24 protein-coding genes are annotated in these 17403 nt (G+C 56.0%); 14 read left to right on the top strand and 10 right to left on the bottom strand.

The genetic code is table 11. The features are described from left to right. The first annotated feature begins 1 nt into the window (after position 1). The 4 genes from RLW41_RS20585 (at position 2) to RLW41_RS20570 (ending at position 1638) form a co-directional block, all read left to right on the top strand. Positions 2 to 553 (top strand): HK97 family phage prohead protease, encoded by a 552-nt coding sequence (locus RLW41_RS20585; RefSeq protein ID WP_414462703.1) that lies wholly within the window; start codon positions 2 to 4, stop codon positions 551 to 553. Between the two features lie 107 nt (positions 554 to 660). Continuing rightward, complete coding sequence (locus tag RLW41_RS20580; protein ID WP_414462702.1) at positions 661 to 879, top strand: hypothetical protein; 219 nt, start codon at positions 661 to 663, stop codon at positions 877 to 879. Between the two features lie 17 nt (positions 880 to 896). Continuing rightward, positions 897 to 1040: a hypothetical protein gene (locus RLW41_RS20575; RefSeq protein WP_414462701.1), complete on the top strand. Its 144-nt coding sequence runs from the start codon at positions 897 to 899 to the stop codon at positions 1038 to 1040. Positions 1041 to 1380: 340 nt separating this feature from the next. Next, on the top strand, positions 1381 to 1638 hold the full coding sequence (locus tag RLW41_RS20570; protein WP_414462700.1) for a hypothetical protein: 258 nt from the start codon (positions 1381 to 1383) through the stop codon (positions 1636 to 1638). Between the two features lie 591 nt (positions 1639 to 2229). Here RLW41_RS20570 and RLW41_RS20565 read toward each other — a convergent pair. Continuing rightward, positions 2230 to 2415, bottom strand: coding sequence for a hypothetical protein (locus tag RLW41_RS20565; protein WP_414462699.1), 186 nt, complete (start codon positions 2413 to 2415; stop codon positions 2230 to 2232). A 298-nt stretch (positions 2416 to 2713) separates the two neighbouring features. Between RLW41_RS20565 and RLW41_RS20560 the strand changes: the two genes are divergently transcribed. The 5 genes from RLW41_RS20560 to RLW41_RS20540 all read left to right on the top strand — a co-directional run bounded on the left by RLW41_RS20560 (position 2714) and on the right by RLW41_RS20540 (position 4746). Next, on the top strand, positions 2714 to 3082 hold the full coding sequence (locus RLW41_RS20560; protein ID WP_414462698.1) for a response regulator transcription factor: 369 nt from the start codon (positions 2714 to 2716) through the stop codon (positions 3080 to 3082). Between the two features lie 296 nt (positions 3083 to 3378). Next, positions 3379 to 3633: a hypothetical protein gene (locus tag RLW41_RS20555; protein WP_414462697.1), complete on the top strand. Its 255-nt coding sequence runs from the start codon at positions 3379 to 3381 to the stop codon at positions 3631 to 3633. A 146-nt stretch (positions 3634 to 3779) separates the two neighbouring features. Beyond that, positions 3780 to 3935 (top strand): hypothetical protein, encoded by a 156-nt coding sequence (locus RLW41_RS20550; protein WP_414462696.1) that lies wholly within the window; start codon positions 3780 to 3782, stop codon positions 3933 to 3935. 23 nt (positions 3936 to 3958) lie between these two features. Continuing rightward, on the top strand, positions 3959 to 4372 hold the full coding sequence (locus tag RLW41_RS20545) for a hypothetical protein (protein ID WP_414462695.1): 414 nt from the start codon (positions 3959 to 3961) through the stop codon (positions 4370 to 4372). Further along, positions 4372 to 4746 carry a hypothetical protein gene (locus tag RLW41_RS20540; protein ID WP_414462694.1) on the top strand — a complete coding sequence of 125 codons (375 nt, stop codon included), beginning with the start codon at positions 4372 to 4374 and terminating at the stop codon, positions 4744 to 4746. The genes RLW41_RS20545 and RLW41_RS20540 overlap by 1 nt, the downstream gene beginning before the upstream one ends. 1014 nt (positions 4747 to 5760) lie before the next feature. On the opposite strand, the gene RLW41_RS20535 is transcribed toward RLW41_RS20540, so the two are convergent. Further along, positions 5761 to 5931, bottom strand: a complete 171-nt coding sequence (locus tag RLW41_RS20535) for a hypothetical protein (RefSeq protein ID WP_414462693.1) — start codon at positions 5929 to 5931, stop codon at positions 5761 to 5763. A gap of 650 nt (positions 5932 to 6581) precedes the next feature. Here RLW41_RS20535 and RLW41_RS20530 point away from each other — a divergent pair. Further along, a complete protein-coding gene (locus RLW41_RS20530) occupies positions 6582 to 7043 on the top strand; it encodes a hypothetical protein (protein ID WP_414462692.1) in 462 nt (153 codons plus the stop codon). Between the two features lie 244 nt (positions 7044 to 7287). Beyond that, positions 7288 to 8526, top strand: a complete 1239-nt coding sequence (locus tag RLW41_RS20525; RefSeq protein WP_414462691.1) for an MFS transporter — start codon at positions 7288 to 7290, stop codon at positions 8524 to 8526. A 98-nt stretch (positions 8527 to 8624) separates the two neighbouring features. On the opposite strand, the gene RLW41_RS20520 is transcribed toward RLW41_RS20525, so the two are convergent. Both RLW41_RS20520 and RLW41_RS20515 read right to left on the bottom strand, forming a co-directional pair. Next, entirely contained in the window at positions 8625 to 9353 is a 729-nt protein-coding gene (locus tag RLW41_RS20520; protein ID WP_414462690.1) for a hypothetical protein, read from the bottom strand. Next, positions 9353 to 9679 (bottom strand): hypothetical protein, encoded by a 327-nt coding sequence (locus tag RLW41_RS20515; protein WP_414462689.1) that lies wholly within the window; start codon positions 9677 to 9679, stop codon positions 9353 to 9355. The genes RLW41_RS20520 and RLW41_RS20515 overlap by 1 nt, the downstream gene beginning before the upstream one ends. A gap of 386 nt (positions 9680 to 10065) precedes the next feature. Between RLW41_RS20515 and RLW41_RS20510 the strand changes: the two genes are divergently transcribed. After that, positions 10066 to 10740, top strand: a complete 675-nt coding sequence (locus RLW41_RS20510; RefSeq protein ID WP_409559891.1) for a response regulator transcription factor — start codon at positions 10066 to 10068, stop codon at positions 10738 to 10740. Continuing rightward, positions 10730 to 12115, top strand: coding sequence for an ATP-binding protein (locus RLW41_RS20505; protein ID WP_414462688.1), 1386 nt, complete (start codon positions 10730 to 10732; stop codon positions 12113 to 12115). The genes RLW41_RS20510 and RLW41_RS20505 overlap by 11 nt, the downstream gene beginning before the upstream one ends. Here RLW41_RS20505 and RLW41_RS20500 read toward each other — a convergent pair. The 6 genes from RLW41_RS20500 to RLW41_RS20475 form a co-directional block, all read right to left on the bottom strand. Further along, positions 12107 to 12829: a phosphatase PAP2 family protein gene (locus tag RLW41_RS20500; protein ID WP_414462687.1), complete on the bottom strand. Its 723-nt coding sequence runs from the start codon at positions 12827 to 12829 to the stop codon at positions 12107 to 12109. The two genes, RLW41_RS20505 and RLW41_RS20500, sit on opposite strands and share 9 nt — an antisense overlap. A 120-nt stretch (positions 12830 to 12949) precedes the next feature. Next, entirely contained in the window at positions 12950 to 13693 is a 744-nt protein-coding gene (locus tag RLW41_RS20495) for a hypothetical protein (protein ID WP_414462686.1), read from the bottom strand. A gap of 85 nt (positions 13694 to 13778) precedes the next feature. Further along, positions 13779 to 14399, bottom strand: coding sequence for a hypothetical protein (locus RLW41_RS20490; RefSeq protein ID WP_414462685.1), 621 nt, complete (start codon positions 14397 to 14399; stop codon positions 13779 to 13781). 211 nt (positions 14400 to 14610) lie between these two features. Then, complete coding sequence (locus tag RLW41_RS20485; RefSeq protein WP_414462684.1) at positions 14611 to 15978, bottom strand: sensor histidine kinase; 1368 nt, start codon at positions 15976 to 15978, stop codon at positions 14611 to 14613. Beyond that, positions 15975 to 16640 (bottom strand): response regulator transcription factor, encoded by a 666-nt coding sequence (locus RLW41_RS20480; RefSeq protein ID WP_414462683.1) that lies wholly within the window; start codon positions 16638 to 16640, stop codon positions 15975 to 15977. Before RLW41_RS20480 ends, RLW41_RS20485 begins: the two co-directional genes overlap by 4 nt. Beyond that, a complete protein-coding gene (locus RLW41_RS20475; protein ID WP_409559884.1) occupies positions 16640 to 17026 on the bottom strand; it encodes a PepSY domain-containing protein in 387 nt (128 codons plus the stop codon). Before RLW41_RS20475 ends, RLW41_RS20480 begins: the two co-directional genes overlap by 1 nt. A gap of 76 nt (positions 17027 to 17102) precedes the next feature. Between RLW41_RS20475 and RLW41_RS20470 the strand changes: the two genes are divergently transcribed. After that, the gene (locus RLW41_RS20470) at positions 17103 to 17387 is read left to right on the top strand and encodes a PepSY domain-containing protein (RefSeq protein WP_409559883.1); all 285 of its coding nucleotides are present in this window, start codon (positions 17103 to 17105) and stop codon (positions 17385 to 17387) included. The last annotated feature ends 16 nt before the right edge of the window (positions 17388 to 17403 follow it).

The following is a 17403-nucleotide window of genomic DNA, read 5'->3' as shown; positions in this document are numbered from 1 at the left end:
CGTGAGCAAATTCATCAGCGGCTATTGCGTTCGGTTTGGCGACATCACCACCATCGCCGGGTTGTTTCGCGAACGGATTGCTGTCGGCGCATTCGATCGGACGCTTCGGGAAAACGAAGATGTCTTGGGTTTGTGGGGCCACGATTGGAACCGCGTCCTTTCCCGCACAACGAGCGGGACGTTACAATTGCGAGCCGATCGCATTGGCCTCTTTTTCACGATGGACGCGCCCGAGGATATGAGCCCAGAATGGCAGACTGTATGGTCCGCGGTTCAGCGCGAAGATGTTCGACAGTGTTCTTTTTCATTTTCCGTTCGTCGACAGACATGGGAGGATGGCGACGACGATCAGTTGCCTCTTCGCACGCTCGAAGACGTGGACCTTTTCGAAGTGAGCATCGTTTCGGCGCCCGCCTATCCGACCACGAGTGCTTCAACGAGCGATCGCAAAGCCAATAGTCGCAACGCGCAGAGACGGATCGCTCACAAAATGACGCTCCGTGAGCGCCAAATCGCGAATGCACAGATGGCGATGAAAGCGCGGGGGATCTGATGCCGCCAGCCATCCGTCGCGCTCTCGAAAACCCGTTTCTTCGGTTTGTTTGCGCCAGTTCGGCGATCGTGCTTTTCGCGGTGACGTGGCCACATTGAGGAGGAGAGATGAGAATTGTTCTTTACGCGATAGCAGCTTTTGTCACGATGACGACTGTAGCATGCGCTGATCCGATTTCGGGTGCGATTGTAGCGTTTGCGGGACTGGGAGGTCTCGGGGCCGTCACGTCGGTTGCTACAGCCATCGTCGATATCGGCCTTGCTGTCGGGATCAGAAGCGTTGTGAGGAAACTCGCGGCGGCAGGTTCGCCAATCTTGAATGGGTGATGGACCGAGCTCGCGGCATGAAGTCGCCAGTCTTTGGCCGTGGGGAATCTGTTGCCCAGGTCGGCGGACACGTGGTGCTAACTAAGATCACGATGGGGAAGATCGAGACCAGCATTCTGAAGACTTGGCCAGACAAAATCGGTCAGAAGATCGCTATTTGAGGAGGCCAGAATGGCTGATGATCGGCGGGGTGCTGCAGATCTTATCTCGTCGAGGAGCGATTAATCTCGCTGTCCTACCCTCGCGCGGCGCTAACCACAGATATCCATATCTAGATGGGGCACATCAGCGTAGGATGGTTAGCGTTGGAAAGATTGGTCTCTCGATAACCGAAGTTAGATAGCTCGCACACGAAGGCTAGACTATGTAACGGTGAATGCATTTCCATTCGAATTGCTACTATGTCGCGGTGATTAAGGGGAAATCGAACCGAACAACAAGAGCGGTTCCTGGATTTGTCATGCAGGCTAGGTCGCTGGATCGTGTTGGATTGGAAAATAGATGATTCACTGGAAGCCGATTGCAGAATACGTGGAGCCCAATTGGGTAAAGCTCGGTACGGTCTTGCCGCCGTCTCTCTTTTGGCGCCCGAATAAGGGGGCGACGCTCGGTTATATAAGGGATGGAGAACTCTTCGACCTGAAATGGATCTATGTCTCTGACGCGAACAAAGTAACTGACTTTTCGATCGTGAATGAGCCTAGCGATAACATTACGACCCTGAACGTTGCTCGCTTGGGCGGAGCACAAAAAGGCTGACACTCGGTTCTAAACTGCATTGTGTGTCTTCCCAAACCCCCTTCAGCCGATTTTACTTCTCAGCCCCCATTTCACGGATCTCCGCGATAGAATCGGATGGGCGATAGAAAGTTCAGAGTATGCAGCATCGCGGCGTCGATTTCTCAGTGAAACCGATAGGACCTACGGAATGGCATTGGCGGTGGATCGTCTATCGACGGCAGCCTCAAGGCTCAATGGCTTTGGGCGAGGTTATGGGGACCAGCGAAGACGCCATAGCCGTCTGTATGAGCGAGATCGATAAGGGTCTCGATGGGGAAGGGCGTCAAAACAAAGCGAAGCCCAGAAGCGTAACGCCGTTAGAATGACGGCTTTAAAGTGCATGTGCGGCGTTAGACGATGCATTGAGAGTGCTGAGCAGCCCATCATCAATAGGCGCTCCTGGTCTTTGCTAGGATGGTAGCCATTCGTACAACATAACCATCACCATAACGGCAATCACGGCGACTACCGTGGAGATCGACAGGCTTTTAATTGAATAGATCGAACGATGCCCTGGGACATCGCGAGAAGATTCTGTTGTGTTGTTCGATTTTGGATCTGTTCGTGCCATCACGGCAATCGCAAGACGGCGCGGCCGAGCTTCGTTCTGTGCTGGACGTTAGCCGGCTTGGTGATAGCTGCGGTCGCTTCTTCGGATTTGAGCTCACGGCGGAGCCTTTCGAACTTGTCATCGTACCTTGTCTTTTTCGATAACCTGATCGCGCGAGCGCGATCGGTGAACTCACCGATGTTCATGCTAGCCTCTTTGTCTAGAGCAATGGCGCGTCGGACTCATTGGCCTGCGCGCTCAGATGCGGATATTGCCGCCAACTTAATTATAACAGATTTCAAATGATCTTGTTCCTTTAATTTTAAAGAACGAGTGACCGAGAGCGCACTGAACGCCAATCTTCATCGTTATGTCTTGAACATTTCGCTGGAACAACCCTCACAACCAAGATGTTGACCAAGTATCGCCTGTCTGCATGCACGCAATAAGCACGAACAAAGAGCTCAGATCGGCCCCTGCGAACAAAAAGAACTGGAAGCCAGCATGGGTGCCAGCCGCGCGCCGCCCGTCGCCCTCGTGATTGAGGATGAGGGGCTGATAAGAATGTCGATCGCCGAAGACTTGCGCGCCGACGGCTGGACCGTGCACGAAACCGCGACCGGCGAGGAAGCTATGGGTCTATTTCGAGCCAACCACATCGATGTTGTTTTCACGGATATTGAACTTGCGGGAACCCTGAGTGGCTGGGAGGTGGCGGAGATTTTCCGCTCAACGCATCCGGACCTTGCCATCATATACACGTCCGGCAAAGTTGCGTTGGAATCCAGGAAAGTCTCGGACTCCGTGTTTTTCGGAAAACCCTACGATAATATTGAGGTTTTGGCAGCGTGTGATCGGCTTGTGGCACGGTGAATGGGCTCGACGTTCTGGGGTCTGCGAATATAAATTACACATGCGCCGAGCCAGCTCCTTGGGCAACACTCCAAAGGCTCAGCGCTTCCGCTTCCAGGTCCATGCATGTCCATCGCGCTTCGCAATATCCATAACCGCGTGTTGGTCGTTACACCCAAACCATCGAACGTGTGATCGAGCGCGTTGTCTGCGAAATTCTTGTGCCCGGGCTCTAAGCGTTCCATCGATCGCCGTCACGAGGACGTTGACACCGCCTTGCGAGGCTATTTTAGTGCCGCCGAAAGCGGAACTGAGCCATGCGCGCACGGCGAATTGTGCAGACCGGTGCATTTGACCCTGAAGACGTAGAGCGTCTGCAGGCGGCATTGGAAGCTGCGTGGCTGCAGTTGGAAGCCTCCGTGCCCCAAAGGGAACGTGATGCCGCGCGCGAACAACTTGCAACTGTTGTTGTCTCCGCCGGAAACGTATCCGGCCTTGATGCCGAAGAGCTCGCGACCGTTGCGGTTCGAACATTCTTATCTATTCGCGCAGGCACTCAATCCCTGCTTTGACCGCCGGACCCGCCCAACATCCGCCACACACATGTTATCATGTGTAAATTGCGTGTCGCGCTGGGCATGTTAGAAAAGAGCCATCTGCAATGCATGTTGAGAACCAACACATGGTCAAGAACCTGCCCCCGTCACGGCAAGACCGAGTGCAAATATCAATCTGGATCACGCCAGAGCTCCGCTCTGCCATGAAGGTGACGACGGCGGAAAACAATACGACATTGCAGGATGCCATCGAAGCGTTCTGCATGGAGTATTCCGCGACGGCACTCAAACGGATGAAGCGGAAGTCTCCGGATTGATCCTCAACCGAACGAGAGAGATCATGGATACTGAAAATCATTCACGTCGTAACGCGATTGCCCTCTTGGCCGGCGCTGTTCCTGCGCTATGTGCAACGTCAACGGTGGGAATGGCGGCTCAACATCAGTCGCGCGAGTTTCTTGAGTGCACAGCGCTATGGGACGAAGAGCAACGGCTCTGCGAACTTGCCGGAAAAGAAAAGAAGGGAGAAAATCACTTCAGTGATGCATTTAAAGCGACCTACGATAAGTTTGACGAAGCCGCTGAAAAACTCGCCGCTACGCCTCATAGCAAACAAAAACTGAAAGAACTTCTTACGCTGGCGGCACGGGATCAAAAGGCAGCACCCGGCGGGATTTACGACGGTTGTGACCGCATGGTCATTTTGTTAGGCGCGGCTCTTGAAACTTTCGATGCCCTTGGGGAGGTCGCCTGATGACAAGCCATGAAGCGACACCACTCTATCGCGAAATTCTCGCCTGCCTTGAGCGGCAACGACCATTGATTTTGGAGCATTGCGAACTTGCCCACGGTACTCCGGAGGAACGGACGGCAGAAGCTCGCGTTGAGGCTGAGGGGTTTGTCTACAACGAACTATTTTCCAAGTATGCGGAGGAAGCTTTGGCGAATCCAACGCTTCAACACGTTGGTGAACTTACCGCGCTATGGCGCTTCTATGCTTATGACGAAGCCGGCGAGCAAGTCGGCATCATGGGCGAGGATAAAGAAATCCAAACTTTGTTCGCCGTGGTTGAGAAGCTGACCGGGGTACCTGTGCCCAAGAGACCGTTTGCGCGAGAAGCTGCCTAGCCCGGCCACTTCGGGAGATCTTTGGAATCCAGAAATTCTCCCCCAAACCTCGCCCGAAATTTCTCTGCGTCCTCTCGCTCAGCAAAACACCAGCAATTCACATACCGGCCATCGCGAACGAATGTATGCCCTCGAGGTGAGAGGGATAGATCCTTGCAGAACAGCAGTAAGGCCTCGTGGACTTTACCGGTCGTAAGAGACGCTGGAATCGCGACCTGGTGAGGCCAGTCACGATCGATCGCGCTGTTGCTGATTTCGCCTTTTCGCCGACCCATGCCAAGCGTTTAGGAGGTTCATGGGGCAGAAAAAAGCCCCCCGCGCTGGGTAGCGCCGAGGGCAGTAACGGGAATTTAGAAGCTACTTGTGAACTGCGATGGAATGGGCGCGCGATTGCTCTCTAGCAACTTCCGCGTTGAGCCGCTTCTCGAGATTCTCGCCGCGTTCAAGCCCCGTGGCGATTCGGAGATTCCGAATGGGCTTAAGGATATTCTGGGCAGTATCTCTAATGGCCGATCTGACCAGTGCAGTTAGCTCGGTTTTCAGTTCTGACATCTAGGACCTCCAGACCTCGTTCAAGGCCGCCCTGCATCCTCTTAAGATAAAGCATCCGACCACGAAACAATCGCTCAAAACGATGAACATATGAAAATAATATCGCACGGCATCGATGATCGGGTCATCTGGTTCATTTAGCCAGCTCTGCACCCAACGCAACCCATGGTCTCCAAGTTGCGCAGCGGCAAAAACCGCAAAAAAAAGTATAGTTACAAAAAGAATTTCAAGCAGAATAAAACCAAAAACCCTGGTTGACCCCGTCGGGCCATGGGGTGGTAGATCACTCATAAAGCCCCCAAATATAGTTATGCTTCGTCTTTATACAAGTACAGAGCCCGATAAAAAAGCCCCCGGCGCCGGACGCCGACGGCTAGCTACCGCAAAAGTTTTTAGCTTGTCCGGCGACAGCCACGTTGAACTTCGGGCTCGGGCCGGAGCCACACCTTGTTCGGCCGCCTCTCATTTCTTGGGAAGCGCCGGACGCGGTGAAAATGCATGTGCAAGCAGCAGCCGCGCATAGTCATTGCCGTAGCCACCAGCCTTGCGGATTGAAACATCTGTGGCGGCAGCGAGGACGAGAGCCCCGATCGTTATCGCAAGGCGTCGTTCGTTTGCGGTCGGTTCAATCATCGGCCGGCCTCCTCAGCAAACATTGCTGCGGTCATTAACAGGCCACCGACGATAAATGCCCCGAGAGGGACAAGAAGTCCGATTAGTGCTAGATCTGACATTGGGTCTTAGCCTTTCGTGAGAAGGTTGAGATCAAGGCCTCGTTCGGTGTTGACGCACCGCTCGGGGCCGCTTTGTTTTAGGGATAGCTGCGCCGTTCCCTTTCTCAGGGTTGGCTTCGGGTCGCCGGTCGTCCCGTGATCCGCTTCCCGTCCGCTTGTTTCGCGTTTTGTACGGGTCGTTCTGTCTTGGGGCCTGCACACCGTCTGATGCTAATATAGCAAGACGTATGTACGTTGTCAATACCTCATGGGCTTGACGAGTGCATAAGAAGTATGTACGTTGTCCGTATGGCAAATACAGCACAACTCAGATACGATGAGCGCTTCAATATGAAGGTGGATCAGGCCTTCTTTGACGCTTTAGACAAGCTCAGGAAGCGTGAAACACCCGAAATGTCCCGGTCGGACATGGTGCGGAAACTCGTGCTTGAAGCGGCAAAGAAGGTCCGCTGAAAACGGATGATTTCACTCGGGGGATGGTTCGCGGCATTAATGCCAATGGTGGGCGGGCACCGGTTGGGCACCGGTTATGGGAGGCCTTCCGAACCCATGCCCAACCCGATCCCAACCGCTGCCCGCATGCCTTCCCGCACCCGTCGCTACAAGGCAGAAACTAAAGCAAATAACGCGTTGGCAACGATTGCCGTAACCCCTGCCCAACCGCTGCCCGCTCCGAGAGGCATCGTTGCCGTGAAACTGGCGGCTGGGGATGGCAAGCGGCTTCGGTTCATCGCGGATGTTTCACGGGCTCCGCCAGGAAGTTTCGACGAAGCCGGCGCGCAATTCGTGAGTCTCATTCGGGAAGCAGCAGCGCTGGGGCATCTGCCCAAGGAAGTGCCATACGCTCAACTGCGCAGGGTGTACGATGCCATAGCAGCCGAGTTCGATTGGCCTGCGCTGAGCAACGTGAAGCTTCCAAAGCTGCTCGATCGGGACGGGTGTGTGAAGACGGTCCACCGAGATCGCAGCGCTGGGCAGGACCGGCGGACGGTCGCCTACCGGCTTCTGTAGCGGGAATAGCAGAAGTAGCAGGCACCTTTCGCAAACCACGATTTCTCATTCGCACGCATGAAGTGGGTTAGAATGTGGGATGACAAGTTTGCGTGTCTGAAAGTTTCGTTATAGCTCAGCACCTTGTTTCAATTGTTTTGCGGACACCCCCTCCGCCAGATGCCTGCCCTATTCCGTAAATCGCCAAGCTGGCGTCGCGTTCCAGAGGACTGAGGGAACAACGGCTTAAACACTGGGTGGGGGCATGACACTTCGGACGAGCCAAGCGGCGTGGACAATTGTCGGCTTGCTGTGGGTCGTCTGTCTGCTGAATTATCTCGACCGGCAGCTTGTCGTCGCGATGCCTGGAATGATCAAAGCTGACCTTAAAATCGGCGATGAGAAATTCGGTCTGCTGTCTTCCATGTTTTTATGGATCTACGGTATCTGTTCGCCAATTGCCGGATATGTGGCTGACCGCGTTGGGAAGCGACCCATCGTGATGGCCAGCCTCCTCATCTGGTCGGCGGCGACGTTTCTAAGTGGCGTAGTCACCTCATTCGAGGGAATGCTGCTGACAAGAGCAACGCTCGGCATCAGCGAAGCCTTCTACATGCCGGCCGCCGTTTCGCTCATCGTCGAATTCCACCGGGGGCCTACACGCAGCCGCGCCACCGGATTGCATCTCAGCGGCGTCTATGTAGGCTCTATTCTCGGCGGCCTTGGTGGAGTCACGGCCGAAATTTTTGGCTGGCGCACCGTTTTTCTCGCCATGGGAGCGCTCGGCGTCGCTTATGCCCTCGTCCTTTTGATCCTGTTTCCGCAGAAGACGGAAGAGGCCTATCCCCACTCTCAAGAAGATGCATCTCCTTCGTTTCCCGAAGGAGCTTCACTTTGGTTCCTCCTGTCGGCTCAAGGGTTTCGCCTGCTGCTCTTGATGAACCTGCTCAACGGCGCCGCCTATTGGCCCGTTCGCAATTGGCTGACCGAGTTCTTTCGCGTTGAACTGGGCGTGAGTTCGGCATTGGCGCCTGTTTACGGGCCAATGACCTTCAACGGCGCGGCATTCGCCGGAATGCTAATTGCGAGCAGTCTCTCCGACTGGTGGGCGGTGCGGAATTTGCGGGCGCGGGCTCTTGTCCCTGCGTTCGGCTTCTTGATCGCGTCACCTTTTCTTTTCGTGCTCGGCGCTGCGCAGTCCATCCCCGTAATTCTAGCATGCGTGCTGATTACGGGTATGTCCCAAGGTTTTCTGGACGCCAATCTGATGCCCGCGACCTGCACGGTCGTGGACCCGCGTTGCCGGGCGATGGCCTATGGCCTACTCAATTTTGTTGGCACGACTGCCGGCGGCTTCATGACTTACGTGGGGGGCTGGCTGAAAGAGCAGGACATTCCGTTCAGCGCCACATTCCAATTCGCCAGCATTCTCATTCTGATTGCTGGCGTTCTCTTGATGCTGGTGACACCGGCCCATAGGCGGCAAGTGACTCAAGACGTATAGATGCAGACTGGGAAGGCGCGGTATGGCGACGGCGGCGCGCGTTATTCCGACAACATTTCGAAAAACATCCTCAGCGCTAAATTAAAGAAGCAAAAACATCAAAAAATCTTCGCCGATTTTGCAACTTCCACTGCATTGATATCGATCGGATGAGGTGAAGCGGACAGCCTTTCAGCGGCTTCCAATTTCGATTTATGCCACCAGACGATGTCGAATGCTTTGCCGAAGTTATCCAGGCCCCCACTCAATTCCAGAGCGATGAGCGTCCGGATGCATTTCGTGCATTTGCCGCAGTTTATAGGATCGCACGGACCTCTATTTGCTTGGTATTTTTGATTTGTACAAACGTCCAAGTGCTCGAACGCGAGCGGCATTTTCGATACTTCCGCCGTCCGCTTTATCCTATTTGCATCCCAACCTAGATAGATTGTCTCCAAGCCGGTCGGAAGAAATGAGCGGATGATCGCGGGGTCGATAAAATCAAGTCCGTATCGCTTCGCCGCATCAAAGGATAGATCCGTAACCTCGTGCGCCGCTGAGTAGTATATTGTGCTCACTTCTGACGCGGCGATGGCAGCAGAAATGTTTCTAAAAGTGTGGCACCGAACATGGGCTTCTTTATATGCGCGATGGAAGTTGGTTTCGATGGTTAAAAGAGGAATGCCCAAGGCGGTCGCAACAGCATTGACGTTGTTCAGCCGAACATTCCAGGTTTCCAAATTATCGTCATGAGCACCTGCGTGGACGTTAAGGAATGCATCGGGCGTTATGCCAATATTCCTCAGCAGATGAAGACTGTAAAAGGAGTCAATGCCAGCACTGAACATCAGCGCCGACTTTCCAGGTCGTACGTCGATCTCAGATTGATCTTGTCTGCTGTAATCGCTACGCGGTGGCCGCCAAAATACCGTTCAACAAAGGGCGATAGCTCGCAGGACAGCTTTGCCAAAAGCGTCGAACTGATTGCACCTTCGATATGAAGATCTCTATTCAGCCTTGAGGCGATTAGTACGGCCATAGGAATGAATGCAGAAATGGGCGGCGTTTTCCGCACGACCGAGCCGCGGATGGCGAGCTCGATATCCCCCATCTTGGCGACATGCCATCCCGAGTTGGAGGCTAAAACGGCCGCTAGATGCATGAACTGGTTCATGATTTTGTCCCGTCAAAATCATCTCAGCGCTGAATGCTTAACGAGCCCAACACCATCGCACGCCCCTTAAAAAGGCGCTATACTGATCGTTCTCCGCCCCGCGAAAACCATATCGGTCTTTGGTGTTAATTTGACGCCTCGCATCAAGCAAATGCAGGCGCTGGGGCTCGACGTCCGTCAGGAAATCGCTCGCTAAAACAGGCGTGGCGGCGATAGCCGCTAGATTTTCTGGCGGGGTAAAAATGATAGCAAGCGGCGCCCCGTTGGGGGCCTTTCCCGAAAGCATACAAAATCGTGACTTTCCTACCGCAATTGCGTCACGCTGCCCTCAGAGGTCCAAGGTTTGGGGCTCTCGTGGCTATGATGACAACAACGACGTCGATCTAATGCGCATACTTCTCGTCGAAGACGATCAGGAAACGGTGAGGATCGTTCGTGAGAGCCTGATTGGCCAAGGACACGACGTCGTAGTTGCCATCAACGGCGCCGAGGGCCTCAAGGCGGCGATGGTTGAAACCTTCGATGTTCTTGTCGTCGACAGGATGTTGCCGGGCCTCGACGGACTGCACCTCGTGCAAAGCCTTCGGCGCGCCGACGTGCTGTCCGGCATCATTCTGCTCACTGCAGTGGGAGGTATCGAGGATCGCATCGAAGGCTTGGAAAGCGGCGCTGACGACTACCTTGTGAAGCCTTTCGCGCTCGGCGAGCTGCTTGCGCGGATTACAGCCTTGGGCCGCCGTCCCCCCGGCCCCAAGCAGGACGCCACCTTCCGGATCGGCACCTTGGAAGTGAACCTCATTCGGCGGCAAATCCGGCGAGGAAACGATGAGATTCATTTGCAACCGCGCGAGTTCAAGCTGCTTGAAATTTTCCTTCGCAATCGCGGGCGCGTCGTCACGCGATCCATGCTGCTGGAAGAGATGTGGGGATTGGAACGCGACACGAAGACTTCTATCGTCCAGACCAACGTCAGTCGCCTTCGATTGAAGATCGAACGCCCCGGAGATCCGCCTTTGATCCGTACAGTGAGAGGATTGGGATACATCATTGATGCGGCATAGGCTAACCCGCGGCACCGCCTTTCGGTTGGCCGCCCTGGTCGTTGTGATCATTACGTTGGTCAACTCTGTAATTTTCTCCGCGCTCTATTATTCCCTCAGCACGCAATTGACGGCGCATCTGCGTGCGCACATCGACGAGGTTCGTAAAACGCTGATCGACGTCCAAGGGAAAGAAAGCGACGGCTTTCAAGAACTCGCGGCAATGATCGAAAGCCATGCCCGTGTCGCGAAGTCCGATGAAGATATTTATCTCCTGACGGACAGCTCGGGAAAACGCATCGCTGGTAACGTAGCGTCTCTCCAACGGTTCGAGGGCTGGCGGAGCATTCCTTGGAACAACTTGAATCTTCTCGGCGACTGGTCTCCGCACAGGGCAAGCGATGCGGTGATTGGGCGATGGACGACGATCAATGGCGGTTATCTGTTTGTCGGCGACGGCAATGGAGACATCCGCGATGCGCAGAGACTGCAGCTCAACGGCCTGATGTGGGGCATCGGTCTTTCGGTGATTTGCGCGATTATCGGAGGCTGGTTCCTCGGCAGCCGGGCGCAACGACGCATCGGGCAAATGGAGGAAGTTTTGAATGCCGTGGCAAGCGGTGCGCTTGACCGCAGAGTGCCGCGAGTATCCGCGTCGGACGACATCGATCACGTTGCGGCGCTCATCAATGCCGCCCTCGACCGCCTGCAACGTCTCTTCGAAAATTTGCGCCAACTCTCCGTCGATATCGCGCACGATCTCCGCACGCCGATCAGCCGCATGCGCCAAAGGCTGGAGCACGTGCGCTCAGGTGGCGATAGCATCGAGGCCTATCGGGAAGCGGCCGACGCTTCGATCGCAGAGATCGACAACATCGCTGAAACCTTCGATGCCCTAATGCGCATTTCGGAGATCGAAGCCGGTGCCCGCAAAAACAGATTTGCCGATGTCGATCTCAAACCCATGCTAACCAACATCGTCGATGCGTTGGAGGCGGTCGCGGAGGAGCGAGGTCACCGCCTGCATCCTCTCATCGCGGCTGAGGGCGCTTTTATTGTGCACGCCGACCACCGCCTTCTGAACCAGCTCTTCCTCAATCTCATTGAGAACGCGATCGTCCATTGCCAAGAGCCGGCCGACATCAGCGTCGAAGTCACGAACGGCGGCGGCTGTCCCGTCGTGCGCATTCGCGATACTGGACCAGGAATTCCCGCTGAAGAGCGCGAAAACGTCTTTCGCAGATTGTATCGGCTGGAAAAGAGCCGGACCACGGCAGGCAATGGATTGGGCCTTAGCCTCGTGGCGGCGATTGCCGACTTGCATGGAGCGCGCATTACGCTCGCCGACAATGAACCCGGCTTGTTGGTCGAGATATGGTTTTCTTCTTCAGTCTGAGTATCGACCGCCGACGACCGCAAATAACATATGAATGGCCGATGCCGTTAGCGCCATAAATACGCCGGCAAACGCGACATCGGACAGGAAATGTCCGCCCTCGGCCATGCGTACGAACCCCGCGAGCGTTCCCAGAACAACGCCGCTCAGCGTCCAAAATGCGGCATCGGCGGGGAACAGAAAAGCGGCGGCAAAGCAAATGATGTAGATCGACGAGGCCTCCCCTGAAAAGAACGAGCAGTTCCGGATGCATTGATCCGATGGTTTCAAGGGCGGCGCATAGATCTTCGATCCGCCGAATTCCATGACATGATTAGGTCGCGGCCGCCCCCAATGGTCCTTGAAGCCGAGGTTCGCGATCGTAAGCGGCCCTATCAAAAGGCATACCGCAAGGTATAGCCATTGACTCGCGGAAAGACTGAGCCAGCGTTTGCGCATGCTGATCAGCGAGACGACGCAGCCGACACCCGCGAGCACGCAGACGGCACAAAACAACGTCGAAAATCCCTTACGAAGACTGCCAAAGAACAGGGATTCGCTGCCAATGAAGCGATGGGGCTGCACGTAGAGGGCTCGGCTCACCGAGAGATCGAAGCGAGGATACGCAAGATAGAAAATCATCAAGCAGATGCCGAACGCAACGGCGCCGAAAAGCATCGCTTTGGCCGGCGCACATGCCACATCCGCAGCGGACGCCTGATTTGACTTCCACACCTCTGCATTGTCCAACGGCAATCTGAATACTCCCCCGATATTCGCGGGTACACATTGGGCAAAACTCCATGCAGCCTTTACGGCCGGAACGTCTCAGAACTGTAAGTAAAAGGCGACCTTTCACCCGCGCTTTGAAACGTGCGGCCGGCGTCGGTCGAGAGACAGATAAAGAATGGCCAGCAGCAGCCCGAACGTTACCAGCGACGCCTGCCCACGCGGCAAGCTCAAGCCGCCGTCGCCGACGGGTTTCGTCAGGAAATCGCCAAATGTCGCGCCGAAGGGACGCGTAAAAACGAAGGCGATCCAGAACAGGATGACATCGTTGATACGAGAGAAATAATGAAGCAGGGCGACAGCTCCGATAATACCGGCCGTCACCAGCGCGCCCTGGATGAAACTCAGACCCGCATCATCGACGAGATAATCGCCGAACGCCGTGCCGAGACTGTTGGAGAACAGGACCGCGGCCCAGAACATGATTTCGACGTCGCGCCCGCGAATGGGGAAGACCCAAAGCGTACCTTCGCGAAGGCGCCAAATTGCCAAAGTCAACGCCAAGGCTGTCGCCAGGATCACGGATCCGGCGAGATATCCAAGGTCGAGCGAGCGGTCCATGAAGTCGGAGATTTCAGTGCCGGCCGTCGTCGTGGCAATGATCGTGAACCAAAAGAGCAGAGGACGGTAGATTTCGCTTCTGACCTGCAGGAAGAGCAACGCGACGAGGATTGCAAAGGTAACCGCGAGGCCCACATAATAGCCAAGTCCAAGCGACATCGAGAGGAAGTCGCCAGCCGTTTCGCCCAGCGTCGTCGCCAGGATTTTCATGATCCAGAAGGCGAGCGTAACTTGCGAGACTTTGGACATTTGATCTTGAGCGTTACCCATTGCAGCAAAGCTCATAGGTCGTCGATTTCGTCAGAACGCCACCCGGCGTGACCTGCAGATGACGTCATTGCGAACCCGCCAGTTCCAGCCCACGTGCCAGAGGCGCGATCAGAGACCTCGCTTCGATGTAATTCAAAATCGCCCTAACCGCCGATTTGCGATCCCGGTACGTGCGATTATTGCCGACCAGTCGATTGGCGACGAGAGTCCAGGTCGCGATCCCTGCTGGCCTTGCAGCAATCAACGCATCGAGGCGAATCCGGAAGACTTCGGCATCATCGATGTAAGGCGCAAGCTCCGAGCAGATATCGTTTGCTAGCGCCGCATTTTGGCTTTTGAAGCGGCGCGCGCCCACGCCTTGCGGCGCAGGCGGAAGGCAGATCGACGTACAAAAATCGTCGACTGAAGCGCCGGGCCGACCTGTAAAGATTTTCAACAGCTCCCGAACGGACGAACTCGCCTTAACGGCGCCGCTGGCGTGAAGTCCGACGGCAATAGTGTCGAGCGTTTCCTTGAGACGCCCCGGATACTGCTCGGATGGAGACATGCGCTTGACGCGAGCGGCGATGGTCTCGTCACGACCGCGATCCAGTACGGCTGCCAGTCGATGCAGTTCGTACGAGCGATCAAAGTCGGCAATCGCGGCGAAAGCCCGAAGCGCGCTCGCAAAGTCTTTCGTATGCATGGGATGAGCCTCCACGGCATCTTTCGTGTGCCGAGGAAGCACAATGCTTCGCAGTGATTTTGCGGCATCAAAGCCACAGAATTGTAAGACTGGAGCCAGCCAGCATGGCTTTGCTGATCAGTCCACCGGCCGAGGGCGAGTCCAGCCGTGCTGAAGCAATCTCCGCGCGAATTTCTTAGGCCGAGCTTTGCAGCGGCGGAGTCCGAACCCCTCAGGCGTCCGAATCGTTCGTGGCAGCAGGAAGACGCAGCGTAGCAATGAGGCCGACCGTGCCGTTCTCGATCGCTAGGCTTCCCCCCCATGCCTCGACGATGTCGGTGACGATCGCCAATCCGAGACCGGCACCCCCAACGTGCGTATCGAGTCTCTGTCCGCGAATCAGCATCGCCGCCTGATGTTCCTTTTCAATGCCCGGACCGTCGTCGATGATAGAAATCGAGATACTCTGCATTTCGGCGCGCGCCTTCACAGAAACCTTTTCCTTGGCATGGCGCGCGGCGTTGTCGAGCAAGTTCCCAAGCGACTCAGCCAGATCGACGGCATCGATGCGCGCCTCCAGATCGGGCGGCGCATCAATAGTCCAGCTCAAGGATTGCCCGCGTGGTGTCTTCTCGACGACACGTATGATTTGTTCTGCTGACGTCCTGACGTTCGTCGACGCATTGCTGTTGGCGTAGGAAATGCGCGCACGCGCAATCTCGCGATCGATGTGGCGGCGCATGAGATTGACGAGATAGGAAATATCCGACGCGATTCCCGTCTCGCCTTTCTCTTCGAGCCGTGTCACTTCTCCATTCAAAACCTGCAGCGGCGTCTTTAGTCCATGCGCCAGGTCCGCGGCGCGCCCTCGCGCTTTCTCGATCGCCTTCTCCCGCTCGTCGAGCAGCGCGTCGATTTCCTCGGCGAGTGGCCTTACCTCTTTCGGAAACGCACCGCCGAGCCGCTGTTGCTTGCCCGAGCGAATGCTCGAAAGCCTGCCACGTATCGTCGACAGCGGACGCAGACCGACGCTGACTTGCACCCAGGAAGCCGCGACCAGTAGCGCACCGATGATCAGCAGAAACGGCGCTAGCTCAGACGCAAAACTTCGCACCGATTGGCCGACTTCCCGAGAGTCCACAGCAACCGCGATCCGAACTTTCGAGCCTCCGATATTGTCAGGCAGCTCGATGTATCGTTGCAGCAGATAGAGCCGCGCGTGCTGCGGGCCAACAATCTCGTACCGGCGAGAAACATCGGCGACATTGGTTTCGGGCGGAAGCGACAGAACCGTATCCCACAACGATCGCGATCGCAGATCGTCCGTCGGCGATCCTCCTTCGATCTGCCAATAAAGCCCTGACAACGGCTCCTCGAACCGTGGGTCAGACGGGCGATGCGCCAGCGCCAATTCACCAGACGGCTTGCGCGTCAGCCCCGCTGCGAGCTGGTTCAAGTAAATGGTCAGCTCCGCATCGACGCGGCGCTCAACGTGGCGCTTGAACAATTCCGTCAGACCGAAAGCGGCGACGCCAAGCGCGAGCAAGATCGACAGCACACCCGCAGCAAGCAATCTGAGGCGAAGTGAACCCACGCTCATGCCGGCACTTCCACGACGGTGTAGCCGAAGCCGCGCCGGGTCTCGATCAAATCCTGGCCGAGCTTTTTGCGCAGTCGCGTCACCACGGCTTCGAGCGCGTTGGCATCTCGCGCGTCGTCGTCGCCGTAAAGATGTTCGATCAGTTCCGCCGGAGGAATGACGCGTCCCTTGTGATGGATAAGGTAGGAAATTAACCGGTATTCCAGCGGGGATACCGCCACCGACGCACCGTCGATAAGAACGCGCATCTGCCGGGTATCGACGGAAAGCTTGCCTGCCGTTAGTAGCGCCGACCCCTGCCCCACCGAACGGCGAATGAGCGCGCGAACGCGGGCGATCAATTCCTCGATCTGGAATGGTTTGACGAGATAGTCGTCCGCACCGGCATCAATGCCTTCGACCCGCTCCATCCATGCACCACGCGCCGTCAGAACCAGAACAGGCATCATTCGGCCCGCTGCGCGCCAGCGCTTGAGCACGGAAAGCCCGTCGATTTTTGGCAGGCCGAGATCCAATATCACGAGGTCGTAATTCTCCGTGTCGCCACGGAACCAGGCATCCTCGCCGTCGTGAACGGCATCGACGCTGTAGTTCGCAGCGGTCAAGGCCGTTGCGAGGTTTTTTGCAATTTTGGGTTCGTCCTCGACGATGAGAATGCGCATCAATCGTCATCCTCAATCGTCAGGATCTTTGCCGTCGCCGCGTCGACGTTGACCTCTTTCAGCTTGCCCTGAGGCGTCAGGATCTTGAACTCATAAACGAAAGCTCCTGTTTTTTTGACCTCCAGCTCGACACCGATGATTTGGCCCGGAAACTGTGCCTTCAATTCGTCCATGATGTCCGTCAACGGACGAATGCGGCCCTCGCTCAACGCTTTGCGGGCAATCTCATGATCGCGCTCGTCGTCATCGTCGGCAATCGCAGTGAGCGTACCGGCGGACAACAGCGTGAATGCGGTCAGAGATAGGACGATAAGGCGCTTCATGACGGGTTCCATGACGTGAGCATCGTGCAGGATCGGAGCTGACAAACTCCTGACAGATGCCATCAGACTGGCGTCAGCGCGCCTCGGGCAAGGTCACGCTCGACCGACAACGGTTTGGCAAAACACAGGAGTTTTTACAATGCAGAAGGCCCGCAACCTTGTTCTTCCCGTTGCAGTGATCATCTTCGGTCTTGCAGCATCCGCGCAGGCCGACGACCACAAGTATCGGCTCAACGTGCCGGCCGATAAGTGGCTCTCCGTCTCCGAAGTGATCCAGAAGCTGAAGTCTCAGGGCTATCAGGTGACGAAGATCGAAGCCGACGACGGCGTTTACGAGTTCGATGCGACGAATGCCGAAGGCGTGCGCATCGAAGGACACGCCAACCCCGCGACCGGCGAAGTCCTGACTGGCTACGACGACTGATGCTCTAAATTCTCTG

It is taken from the genome of Hyphomicrobium sp. DY-1 (assembly GCF_047497105.1).
Lineage (GTDB): Bacteria > Pseudomonadota > Alphaproteobacteria > Rhizobiales > Hyphomicrobiaceae > Hyphomicrobium_B.
Note: the sequence above shows the minus strand (reverse complement) of the source record. Positions and strands in the feature narration are given on the sequence as shown.

Excerpts from the sequence above, each read along its gene's own strand:
- RLW41_RS20535 (WP_414462693.1), bottom strand. The coding sequence starts at position 5,931 with ATGATTGAACCGACCGCAAACGAACGACGCCTTGCGATAACGATCGGG.
- RLW41_RS20575 (WP_414462701.1), top strand. The coding sequence starts at position 897 with ATGAAGTCGCCAGTCTTTGGCCGTGGGGAATCTGTTGCCCAGGTCGGC.
- RLW41_RS20510 (WP_409559891.1), top strand. The coding sequence starts at position 10,066 with ATGCGCATACTTCTCGTCGAAGACGATCAGGAAACGGTGAGGATCGTT.
- RLW41_RS20580 (WP_414462702.1), top strand. The coding sequence starts at position 661 with ATGAGAATTGTTCTTTACGCGATAGCAGCTTTTGTCACGATGACGACT.
- RLW41_RS20520 (WP_414462690.1), bottom strand. The coding sequence starts at position 9,353 with ATGTTCAGTGCTGGCATTGACTCCTTTTACAGTCTTCATCTGCTGAGG.
- RLW41_RS20525 (WP_414462691.1), top strand. The coding sequence starts at position 7,288 with ATGACACTTCGGACGAGCCAAGCGGCGTGGACAATTGTCGGCTTGCTG.
- RLW41_RS20490 (WP_414462685.1), bottom strand. The coding sequence starts at position 14,399 with ATGCATACGAAAGACTTTGCGAGCGCGCTTCGGGCTTTCGCCGCGATT.
- RLW41_RS20505 (WP_414462688.1), top strand. The coding sequence starts at position 10,730 with ATGCGGCATAGGCTAACCCGCGGCACCGCCTTTCGGTTGGCCGCCCTG.
- RLW41_RS20485 (WP_414462684.1), bottom strand. The coding sequence starts at position 15,978 with ATGAGCGTGGGTTCACTTCGCCTCAGATTGCTTGCTGCGGGTGTGCTG.
- RLW41_RS20480 (WP_414462683.1), bottom strand. The coding sequence starts at position 16,640 with ATGCGCATTCTCATCGTCGAGGACGAACCCAAAATTGCAAAAAACCTC.
- RLW41_RS20470 (WP_409559883.1), top strand. The coding sequence starts at position 17,103 with ATGCAGAAGGCCCGCAACCTTGTTCTTCCCGTTGCAGTGATCATCTTC.
- RLW41_RS20515 (WP_414462689.1), bottom strand. The coding sequence starts at position 9,679 with ATGAACCAGTTCATGCATCTAGCGGCCGTTTTAGCCTCCAACTCGGGA.
- RLW41_RS20495 (WP_414462686.1), bottom strand. The coding sequence starts at position 13,693 with ATGTCCAAAGTCTCGCAAGTTACGCTCGCCTTCTGGATCATGAAAATC.
- RLW41_RS20570 (WP_414462700.1), top strand. The coding sequence starts at position 1,381 with ATGATTCACTGGAAGCCGATTGCAGAATACGTGGAGCCCAATTGGGTA.
- RLW41_RS20540 (WP_414462694.1), top strand. The coding sequence starts at position 4,372 with ATGACAAGCCATGAAGCGACACCACTCTATCGCGAAATTCTCGCCTGC.
- RLW41_RS20545 (WP_414462695.1), top strand. The coding sequence starts at position 3,959 with ATGGATACTGAAAATCATTCACGTCGTAACGCGATTGCCCTCTTGGCC.
- RLW41_RS20560 (WP_414462698.1), top strand. The coding sequence starts at position 2,714 with ATGGGTGCCAGCCGCGCGCCGCCCGTCGCCCTCGTGATTGAGGATGAG.
- RLW41_RS20530 (WP_414462692.1), top strand. The coding sequence starts at position 6,582 with ATGCCCAACCCGATCCCAACCGCTGCCCGCATGCCTTCCCGCACCCGT.
- RLW41_RS20555 (WP_414462697.1), top strand. The coding sequence starts at position 3,379 with ATGCGCGCACGGCGAATTGTGCAGACCGGTGCATTTGACCCTGAAGAC.
- RLW41_RS20475 (WP_409559884.1), bottom strand. The coding sequence starts at position 17,026 with ATGGCATCTGTCAGGAGTTTGTCAGCTCCGATCCTGCACGATGCTCAC.
- RLW41_RS20565 (WP_414462699.1), bottom strand. The coding sequence starts at position 2,415 with ATGAACATCGGTGAGTTCACCGATCGCGCTCGCGCGATCAGGTTATCG.